The sequence below is a fragment of the Lysinibacillus halotolerans genome (assembly GCF_003711845.1).
Taxonomy (GTDB): Bacteria; Bacillota; Bacilli; order Bacillales_A; family Planococcaceae; genus Ureibacillus; species Ureibacillus halotolerans.
This window is the reverse complement of sequence record NZ_RHLQ01000073.1, coordinates 1-10,431: the sequence shown is the minus strand read 5'-3', so window position 1 is coordinate 10,431 and position 10,431 is coordinate 1. Positions and strand designations below refer to the sequence as shown.

The window sequence follows — 10,431 nt, the reverse complement described above, 5'->3', positions numbered from 1 at the left end:
ACAGAACAAAAAAACGGGAAAACCAAACGGTTTATGCTTCCCAAAGCAACCAGGGAAATGATTGAAGACTATATCAGAGGTATGCAAGAGGAAGATTACTTGTTTTCAAGTAGAAAAGGAAATGGACCAATTAGTACAACCCAAGCGTATAGATCCTTACAAAAAGCAGCAGATGTACTTGGAAGAGATGATATTGGTACGCATACGATGAGAAAAACTTTTGGATATCATCATTACAAAAGGAATAAAGATGTTGCTACACTACAACACATATTTAATCATTCTGCACCATCTATTACATTAAAATATATTGGAATTACTGACGATGAAATCGATGCAACGATGGAGGACTTCTCTATTTAGAAAATAGAGAAGCCGAAAACATCCGTACAATTGTATATAACTTTGGTAGGAGTAATAAGCTACCTTTTATTTTAATTTTTTATAACAATATGTGCTTAGTTCTTCAAATATTTGTTGTTCATATGGATCTCGGATGTCCTTTAATCGAAGTTCTATGGTTTTAAGTTTTTGTATATAGTAATCAGCCGATAAATCTTTACGATTAATCCAAAGTTGATTTCTTTCTATTAACTCATAGAGGAATTGAGTTATACCATAAACGCTTAAATGTTTTTCATAGGTATTTACTTTCAAATCATCTGGAACTACTAATGTTATGTTATGGGAAGCTAAGCTTTCGATAGTATTTTTAGTAATCCCATTATCTAATGTTAAAAGGAACATTTCTTGGGCCCCAGTACGTTTCATTTCCTCTGGTACCTCTTGCCATCTTTCACGTAAAGAAGTCTTCATAGATATAAGCGAGCATTTCCTTTTTTCAAGGTTATACTCAATTACACCAGGAACTACGCAATCAACAAGTTTTCCTAGACGTTCTGTTTCAAATAAGTTGGATCCGATAACACCTTGGTTATCAAAATAGATACCAGCTCTAAGTAAAATAGCCTCAATAATCGCTTCAAACTCTTTTCCTGCTCGAGAGCGTCTGGAGTTCGTATTACTCTTAGATAGTTCAAATAGATGATCACTATATTTTTCTAAAAAGAGTCCTATAATTTCTGCTGCATTATTACTGTCATTTTTGTTAATCGCTAAATCTTGTTGTACTAAAATCTCTCCAATTTTGATATTAAGGTCTTTTTCATGCTGTAAATATGTACCCCAACATTCTGCTCTCAGTTCATAAAGAATTTCTGTAGCATTTTCTAAAAAAAAGGTTGGATCCTTTGAATAATAGGGAGAATTTTTTAATGCTTCATCAACTAATTCACGTGGTTTTGGAATAATAGTATTTCGATTTTTTCTAATTAATAATTTGAAATCCTCTAAATTCAATATTTTCAACTCCTTTTTCTTTGCCACTAACATATCACAATTTACTAATATTTAATTTATTTATCCAATAAAAATGGACAACACAAATACATGTTCTGTATAATATGTGTCATATTCAGGACAAAATGACCTTAAGGAGACACTTTATGAAGGCAGAAGAGATAAAAGAAAAAAGAATAAGATTAGGGTTAACACAAAAGGAATTTGCTGACGCTTTAGGTTTAGGTAGAAATGGGGATAGAACGTTAAGGCGTTGGGAAAATGGCGAATCTGAAGTTTCTCCATTAGAATTTAAAGCAATTATGAATTTTCCTGAGAATCCACCCTTTTCTCCTCCCGATAATCCTCGTTTTACAATGATTGATTTATTTGCAGGTATAGGAGGAATTCGATTAGCCTTTCAAAGGCAAGGTGGCTTTTCTGTATTTACCTCAGAATGGGATAAGTTTGCAGCTAAAACTTATAGAATTAATTATGGAGAAATACCTACAGGAGATATTACACAAGTGAAAACTGAAGAGATTCCTGAACACAATATTTTATTAGCAGGATTTCCGTGTCAGCCGTTTTCACAAGCTGGATTAAAAAAGGGGTTTGAGGATACTAGGGGAACTCTCTTTTTTGATATAGCACGTATTTTAAAAGATAAAAGACCGCAAGCATTTTTACTGGAAAATGTTAAACAGTTAAGAGGTCACGATAAAGGAAAAACGCTAAAGAAAATTTTAGAAGTTTTAAAAGAAGATTTAGATTATACCGTACATGTAGAGGTTTTACGTGCTGCTGATTTTGGAGTTCCTCAAAATAGAGAACGGATTTATATTGTAGGTTTTTACAATCCATTAGGTGGCATGGATATCCCATTTAAATTTCCTCAACCAACATTAGAGCCTACTAGGGTTGGAGATATTTTAGAAAGAGAAGTTGATGAAAAATATACAATTTCAGATCGATTATATCAAGGACATCTTCGAAGAAAGGAAGAACATAAGAAAAAAGGTAATGGCTTTGGTTTTTCCTTATTTAACGAAGGGAGCACTTATACGAATACACTTAGTGCGCGTTATTATAAGGATGGTAGTGAAATATTAATCGATCAAGGTCCAAATAAAAATCCTCGTAAATTAACACCTAGAGAGTGCGCTAGATTGCAAGGGTTTCCAGATGAATTTGTAATACCTGTATCAGATACACAAGCATATCGACAATTTGGTAATTCTGTAGCAGTTCCAGTAGTTGAAGCAATTGCAAGAAATATGGTAGATGCAATTGAAAACAGTGTAGGTTTCCAGTTTGTTAACGAAAATGAAATTATCTTTTAAAATCTATAAAAATTTAAGCAACTAAAGTGTGTATTTAGTAGTCAGATGAATGATATTTTTTGCTATAATTCTTTATAAGAAGTAACTTTAATTTATTTCATAACCGCAGTCGGCACTTTGGTATGAGGGTAAAGGTTACTTCTTCTCTTTTAAAAGAGAGTGATTAGTAAAAAGGTGAGAACATGGATTACCTCTATATTCTCACCTTTTTTCTTTGGAGCGTAATAAGAAAATAATTAAATGCACCTTTTTGGGTACGAAAAGTATATTAAATGCACCTTACTTAAAAATTAGGTGCATTTAATGCTGTTAAAATCATGCTTGAAGTATTGATATATCACAAATAGGCACGCTTTTTTTAAAAGGTGTTAAATGTGTTTATAATGTTTTTTAACTCCTTCTCTACTAAACTTTAATAATATATTTTTGTTCTCAAAAAGGTGCATTTAAGTGAAATAAGTTATTTGCAATGGAAAAAATAAGGTTCTGCAAAAATATTTAAAAAAGTTTCATTTTTGTGGAGATTTTTTTACTATAATTACTTAGGATTTATTTGTGAGGAATTACTCCCTTGGTATATATCGATGCGTTAATATAAAAATAAAAACTACAATTAAATTCCTTAACTAGATTTAAGAGTTAAAATTTAGTACAATAAAAGTGGATTTAACACAATAGTTGTCTTTTTGTGATTACACTTGTTAGAACAGAGCAAAAGTAATATTTTGGGTGTAATCTACCGTTCAGATTCTAATATTGAGGCTCACAAGCTAATGTGCTTTATTAGAAAGATTACGGATAAATGTTTATGCGAGATGTCGAATCAACAGTATTCGTATGAGCTTAGGCTTTTGTAGCCTTGTGGAATAGTTTTATGGGTATGGGTGAAGTATGCTTATTTTTAAAATTAAATAATATGGATGCTACGGCATTTTTAAAACGAGGACGGAAAAAGTTGTCGTTTTTTTTGCGTGCAAAAATTTAATTCAAGTTAATTTCATTTTGGCTGTAGAACACAAACAGCATGTCAAACGGACGGTGAAATAAAACAGAATTGAATTCGGATATGCGCTTCAAAATGGGATTTAAAAATTAAAAGAAAGGAAGAGAATCGATGGAAATGGGAAACAAATTACCAAATAGGAACAATGATGAACTATATATTTAACAGCGAATATGAAAACAACATGTTGCGAAACATGACAAAATCGCAAACTTGCAACTTGGCACGTCAGCCACTCGATACGAGGATTACTAATCGGTTGTAATGAGACCGAGTATGAGGTACTCACCCGAATGGGTATGTCTCAACTTTATTACTCAACACACATCATTTATAAAATCGCCCGTCTCTTTGCCGAAATTACATTTTAAAAATGTAATTTCGGCAAAGAGACGGGCGCCCAGCCGCCCAGCGATTCGATAACGAATCGTCTCGCAAAGTGCGAAACGGCTTGCTTTGGCAAGCCACGCTGCCTTCAGGCGCGTCACGGTTTTTAAGTGGGAAAACGGTGGGACGGTTAAATTTTATACTGGGTGGAATCTGTCTATTTTTAGAGGGGAGATTTTTGGTGACAAAAGGAAGCTCAGCTATTGAACAACAAATGAACAAACTTTTTAAACATACCAGAGCCGGATCTTATGCAACGAGAAATCGATATGCAAAGAGTTGTCGTTCCTTTATCCGATTTTTAGATGAACATTACCACATGAAAAATCTCCGGAATTTGCAAGATAAACATATCATTGCGTATGTTCAATACCGACAAGAACAAGGTATTTCTTCCAAAACAATCAAAAACGACTTAGGAGCGATTCGCTACATGCACGATTTATTACCGAATACGAAATATGAGTTAGCTAGTAACCTTGAATTGAAGCAAAACTATAATGTTCACTTAGAAAAAACGGTTGCTGTGGACGGTGATAGAGCATGGACCGAAAAGGAATATACGAATATGCTGCAGCTACTGTTTGAACAATCACGGACTAGTAAAATAGCAGCGATTACAAGAGACGTAATAATTCTAGAGAGAACAATGGGCCTACGAGTAGCAGAAGCTGTGTGTATGAGACGGTCACAAGCAGAAAGTGCATTACGCACTGGTATTTACCAGGTACAAAGTGAAGCGAAAAATGGACGGTGGCGCCAAGTACCCTTATCAGCTGAAGTAAAAGAGATGCTAACGGAGAGACTTCAAAAGATTGAACGTGGAGAACGTATATTTGTTTCTGAGGGTGAAAAAGCTCATCAAATAGTAAATCAAATAGAAAAGCATTTAGAACGTTACAGAGGACTTGTAGAAACGGCAGAAGGCCGCCAGAGACGTTTAAACCCAAAAAGTGAGGTGAAACCTCTTACTTTTCATGGATTACGTTATAACTATGTTCAAGAACGTATGGCTATAGAAATGAATAAAGGATATACGTGGAATGTTGCAGCACAAATTGTTACAAGAGAGGTAGGACACAATCGTATAGATGTAATTAAGATTTACACAAATGGGAAGTAAAATAGCTTAACATTTAATGGGTAAATTTACTTCCTTTATGGAAAAAATTTACTTATAACCATTTCCTAAACAACTTGGATAAAATTTTAGTAATAGATAAAAATAAGGAAAGGTAGCATAGTGCTACCTTTTCTTATTGGTTTGGCTCTCTTTAGATTTTACTTTTTTATAAAAAAATGATAGAGAAATTATTGAAGGAATAATGGAAAGATTCTATGAACTCATTTAATCAGGTTTGGACTTTTCCTTTTTAGTGTTAATTAAAGATAGTGGAAGATTATAATTGAATTTACATACATTTAAAAGGAGCAGTTAACCTTTTTTAGAGGATTTTATGCAAAAAATCCTGCATATTTTCTAAACACTTTTTTAGGATTAATAGTCCCAAAAATGACTTTCTTAAAATTGCACTCTTTTATATATTTTGGTGTAATATACTAATATTACAATAGAGAGTAAATATTTGGGGTGTATTCATATTGAAGAAAGACTTTATTTTACTATTTATCAGTTTATTAATAATTGTAGGTGTTATTATAGGTTTTCGAAATAAAGAAGTAGTTATAAGAGATGAATTAGAAGTAATATTTTCTATATTTTTAACTTTTATGACGAATCTGATTAATATTTTTTCATAAAAGCACTTTTTATAGTTTTTTCAAAAATTGAATAAATTAATTTTATAATCCCATTAAAAAAGCATCAAACATTGATATGACAACGTTTGATGCTTTTTGGACTTTAGTAATATTATTCTTGAGATAAATTTAACCAATTCTTTTCATGAATGGGTTGAATTTCATACTTAGATCCAACTATATCTAACATTCTTTGATAAGTTTTAATATCCCAAGAATCATCTACATGTTCATATAGGTCTTCTTGTACAAATTCTTGAATAATAAAACTTGTAACAGAACTAATATCTACTAAATTTCCAAAAAATTCTCTTAACATAATCGAATCATTTTTTTCTAAAGGTTCATCGGTTAAAAGATAAATTTTAAATACATTAACAATTTCATTTAAATCTTCTTCATCTAAAAAGCAAAGTGGCTCTAACTTTTTATCCTCTTCCGTAAAGGGTCCTCTAGTATCTTCAATAATAACATAAGCTAACACTTTATTTTCTTTATAGAAACGAAAAATTTCTAAATCTCTTAATCTTAATTTTCTATCGATTGAAATCATTTTTGCCTCCTATGCAAATATGAATCTAGGTCCTGCTTTAATTATTTGCCACACTGTTAATCCAGCGGCGGTAGCAACAGCTGCTAAGTAAATATACGGTTTAATTATTATAGTTTTCCACGAAAATTTACTTGCTTTATCTCGTTCCTTATCAAGCTTTTTCTGTTTTTCTAATGCTCGTTTATATTCTGATGTTTCTTTTACCTTTTTTTGTACAGTTTTAGGAACACCAGCTGAACTTAAAGTTTTATTATGACTTTCGCCACCTTTTACTGTTTCTGCCCCTTTAATACTACCTTTTTCTACGTGAACATGCCAATCATTATTTACCCCATCGACATGTGGACCATCAACACGGTATTTCCATCCAGGTGCCCCTGGTAAGGGTTTCATTTGTCCACTTGCTGAGGCTTCTCCTCCACCTATAACTAGGCATGATGTAATAGTTAAACAAAAAATCATAATTCCAACGAAAATCTTTTTTAACATAAAACACACTCCCTAAATATGTATATTGAGGTAATATTTTAACCACAAATATATTTATACCATTTTTTTCTATAAATGTTAATATAGATTTTATTAGTAGGTATAAAGGTGTCTGGAAAAAGAAAATAAATGAGTATAGTCTACTATGAATAGCAGACTGTTCTATCGAAGTTATAGAATCTAGTAAAGGGAATAACACCCAAAAAGGGAGCAGTACCTCTTTTTCTATTCTATTGAGGGAATCTCTACAATGGGTTCCCAACTTTTACAAGATAATTCTTTCTCCGATTCATCTCAGATCTATAAAACTTTATTTGAGGTTGAATTTCGATAACTATCGTTTGTTTTGTCGTTTCAGTATACTTTTCAATTATTGAGGTTTCTGTTTTAGTTTCTTCTTTTACGTCATAAATTAAGGAATCTATATTTGTTGCTAATTTTAATTGAATGTTTCTTTTTATAAAGTTTCTTTACAATATGTTCAATTATCAAAATAACACTAAGTAGAAGAAGAAAAATCCCGTATATTAATATTCTGTTGTTTCGTATAGGGAGAGTAGCTTATTCTTAAATAAGATCTATAATTTGCTTGATGAACGTGAAAATCAGGGGTGAATCGCTATGGAACGGAACAACGCTAAACAAGTTGCTGATATGCTTGGTTTTACAACAACAAATTTAAAATATTACGCTAGCTTGTTAGAACAAAATGGACTAGAAATTTACCGCAATACGCGTAATCATCGCGAATATACGCAACAAGACATCAAGATACTACGTGCCATGCAGTATCTAAACCGAGAAAAATCAATGCCTCTAGAAGATGCTGCTAGTTTCGTTATGTCTAGCGATACAGATATAGACGATATTCTCGCGCAAAAATTGGCGCCAGAAATCACTAAAAATGATGCGAATATAAGCATACTGAAGCAAGAAAGCGACAACCAACTTCGTTTGCTTACGCACCTTTCTTCACTATTAGCGGAACAAATAGCTATGCGTGAAGAAATAAAAGAAATGAAACAAACCTTTAAGGAGATTGCTATTACACAAAACGATTTTCAAAATATCCTACTGTCACTTGAACAGCAAAGGTTAGAACGTTTTAATATGATGATTACAGAAAGAAGAGTAATAAAAAAATTAGAAAAAGAAGCATTTGACCTGTGGTGTGAAAAGCCCTTAGAAGAACGTTTAATAAAGGTTGGCTGGTTCCGTAAAATTGAGGATGTCAATAAACGAAATAGTTTTATTAAAGAATATGTAGATAGACATTATGAAAAACGTATGAAAAAGGAATATGAATTAGATTAAATTATTAAATTTTATTTAAAAAGCTAGATTATTGGTTCTTGACTTATAATCTAGCTTTTTAAAAATATCAATAACAATTTTGTCTACAATTTAATTTATTATTTATTAATAACCAAATAAATAATTGCCTCCGTGATTTTTTTCAGAGTTTTTTGTATAAAGTCTTGTATATTTCGTCTGCAAAATATTTTCGAAATGAATTTGCTCCTGCTGGTTAAATGTAGAACATTCTTATTCCCATTAAAATGTTGAAGGTGTATAGACGGGCACTCACTCTTATTTTTTAATGAGTTGTGATCTGAGAGTTGTTTTCGAACTTCTTTAAGAAATTTTAGAAGGTCATATGTGTGAAAATTACTTAATTCTTTATAATTTTTGAAGCCATTTGAATTAATGAGTATATTTTACTATAAATAGTAGACTATTTTTTTATATAAATGTCGAATTTGATTATCAAATATATAATTATATTTATTCTTTAAAAAATTAATTACTTTATTTATATTTGTAAATGCCATGAGACTTAGAACCACAATGGATTTCAAGATTAATTGTGTAAAAAACCTCCTTTAATTGTGTAAAAAACCTCCTTTAATTGTGTAAAAAAACCTCCTTAATTTGTGTATTTTTATGAATTAATACACAAATAACTATACCTAATTGTGTTAATTTAAGATAAAATACACAAATGAAGGTTTTAAATAAAGAGGTGATTTTTTGAGAAAAAATGAGAAAAAAAGTCTAATTAATTATGAAAATAGTATTTCAAAAAGCAATGAATTATCCATGGCAAAGCTAAATAAAGGGTTAACATTAAATCAAATGCAATTATTAGCTTTTTCAATATTTTCAACTCAAAAAAACGGTGTTACGGAGTTTCATAAAGTTGAATTTGAAAAGAAATTCGGAATATCCAAATATAAAACCGAAGATGCGATGGTTGATGCAGAAGCAATAACTAGCGTGAAATTTAGCTTTAGTGATTTAGAAAATAATAAATTTAGTTATTGGAATGTATTTCGAGGAATGAGCTACGATAATGGACTATTCAAATTTGTTTGGGCTGAAGAAATGATTCCCCATATTTTAGAACTTAAAGAAAAGTACATTACGATAGATTTAACGATTACATCCAAATTTAAAAGTGGATTTAGTTGGACATTGTACGATTATTTAAAAGCTCATTATGGATATTGGCATAAGTTAGTTTCTAAAGATGCTTTAATGCGTTTATTTGGGGTTGAAAAGAAAAAGACATATCAAAATACTGCTCAATTCAAACGAGGAGTTTTAGATGTTGCGATAGCTGAGATTAATAAGTTTACAGAACTTGAAGTACATTATAAAGAAATTAAAGAAGGTCGTTCTATTATTGGTTTTGATTTAATTTGGTCTAATGGTAAAGCCCTCGTTAGTGCGACAAAAAAGCAGATAAACGAGTTGAAAATTATACTTGATACAGTTTTTGAAGATGTTTTCCGTTTTACTAATTTAGATAATCGTGATGATCGAGAACGAGCGATTCAACTTGTACGTCAAACAGAAGAAATGAAACTATACATAGAAGAACCAATTAGTATTACAAAAGAACGTGCAAATGAGCTAATTGAGCAAGCGAATTGGATTTTAAAAGAACTTCAGTCATTAATGCAAAACGAAGAAAAGAAAAAGTCAATGTTTTATAACTGGCTTGAAGAGAGGGAGTCTGAAGAAGTAAAGTAAAAGCGAAAAGGACCTTCGTTTTTGAGGGTCTTTTTTGATTCAATTAATTTTTAATAAATCTTCTAGTATCCCTATATTTTCAATTTTTTATGAATGTATGAATTTAGATATTTTCGTACATTCAAATTATTGATTTCTCTAAATTTACGATGATATGATATGATAAAATACATTGAATGTACGTTATTGTATGATTAGGGGCGAAAAAATGACAAAAGAAAAGAATGTGCAGCCGTTAAGAACAGCTCAAGAAATTGGAGATATGCGATGGGCTTTAGAACGATATGCAAGCTCACGAGATCTGTTTTTATTTAATTTAGGGATTAATACGGGATTAAGGGTAAGTGATCTGGTCCCATTGAAAGTGAAAGATGTAAAGGAAAAGGTGCATTTGGTGATCACAGAACAAAAAAACGGGAAAACCAAACGGTTTATGCTTCCCAAAGCAACCAGGGAAATGATTGAAGACTATATCAGAGGTATGCAAGAGGAAGATTACTTGTTTTCAAGTAGAAAAGGAA

Annotated in this window: 9 protein-coding genes; 6 read left to right on the top strand and 3 right to left on the bottom strand. The window is 31.3% G+C overall.

Annotation, left to right across the window (positions count from 1 at the left end; all coding sequences use genetic code 11):
- Positions 1 to 363 (top strand): tyrosine-type recombinase/integrase (locus EC501_RS17405; protein WP_122973616.1); only part of this gene is annotated, 363 nt, incomplete at its 5' end.
- Between the two features lie 66 nt (positions 364 to 429).
- Here EC501_RS17405 and EC501_RS17400 read toward each other — a convergent pair.
- On the bottom strand, positions 430 to 1,359 hold the full coding sequence (locus EC501_RS17400; protein WP_158599743.1) for a type II restriction endonuclease: 930 nt from the start codon (positions 1,357 to 1,359) through the stop codon (positions 430 to 432).
- Between the two features lie 146 nt (positions 1,360 to 1,505).
- On the opposite strand from EC501_RS17400, the gene dcm reads away from it, so the two are divergent.
- On the top strand, positions 1,506 to 2,681 hold the full coding sequence (dcm, locus tag EC501_RS17395) for a DNA cytosine methyltransferase (protein WP_122973614.1): 1,176 nt from the start codon (positions 1,506 to 1,508) through the stop codon (positions 2,679 to 2,681).
- 1,571 nt (positions 2,682 to 4,252) lie between these two features.
- On the top strand, positions 4,253 to 5,194 hold the full coding sequence (locus tag EC501_RS17390) for a tyrosine-type recombinase/integrase (protein WP_122973613.1): 942 nt from the start codon (positions 4,253 to 4,255) through the stop codon (positions 5,192 to 5,194).
- A gap of 750 nt (positions 5,195 to 5,944) precedes the next feature.
- Here EC501_RS17390 and EC501_RS17385 read toward each other — a convergent pair.
- Positions 5,945 to 6,385, bottom strand: coding sequence for a terpene synthase (locus tag EC501_RS17385; protein WP_122973612.1), 441 nt, complete (start codon positions 6,383 to 6,385; stop codon positions 5,945 to 5,947).
- 9 nt (positions 6,386 to 6,394) lie between these two features.
- The gene (locus EC501_RS17380) at positions 6,395 to 6,874 is read right to left on the bottom strand and encodes a hypothetical protein (protein WP_122973611.1); all 480 of its coding nucleotides are present in this window, start codon (positions 6,872 to 6,874) and stop codon (positions 6,395 to 6,397) included.
- Between the two features lie 621 nt (positions 6,875 to 7,495).
- Between EC501_RS17380 and EC501_RS17375 the strand changes: the two genes are divergently transcribed.
- From EC501_RS17375 to EC501_RS17365, 3 genes are all read left to right on the top strand, one after another.
- Positions 7,496 to 8,188: a MerR family transcriptional regulator gene (locus EC501_RS17375; protein WP_122973610.1), complete on the top strand. Its 693-nt coding sequence runs from the start codon at positions 7,496 to 7,498 to the stop codon at positions 8,186 to 8,188.
- Positions 8,189 to 8,905: 717 nt separating this feature from the next.
- Positions 8,906 to 9,910 carry a replication initiation protein gene (locus EC501_RS17370; RefSeq protein ID WP_122973609.1) on the top strand — a complete coding sequence of 335 codons (1,005 nt, stop codon included), beginning with the start codon at positions 8,906 to 8,908 and terminating at the stop codon, positions 9,908 to 9,910.
- 208 nt (positions 9,911 to 10,118) lie between these two features.
- The coding region (locus EC501_RS17365; protein WP_148037840.1) for a tyrosine-type recombinase/integrase at positions 10,119 to 10,431 on the top strand (313 nt) is incomplete at its 3' end.

Excerpts from the sequence above, each read along its gene's own strand:
- dcm (WP_122973614.1), top strand. The coding sequence starts at position 1,506 with ATGAAGGCAGAAGAGATAAAAGAAAAAAGAATAAGATTAGGGTTAACA.
- EC501_RS17380 (WP_122973611.1), bottom strand. The coding sequence starts at position 6,874 with ATGTTAAAAAAGATTTTCGTTGGAATTATGATTTTTTGTTTAACTATT.
- EC501_RS17375 (WP_122973610.1), top strand. The coding sequence starts at position 7,496 with ATGGAACGGAACAACGCTAAACAAGTTGCTGATATGCTTGGTTTTACA.
- EC501_RS17385 (WP_122973612.1), bottom strand. The coding sequence starts at position 6,385 with ATGATTTCAATCGATAGAAAATTAAGATTAAGAGATTTAGAAATTTTT.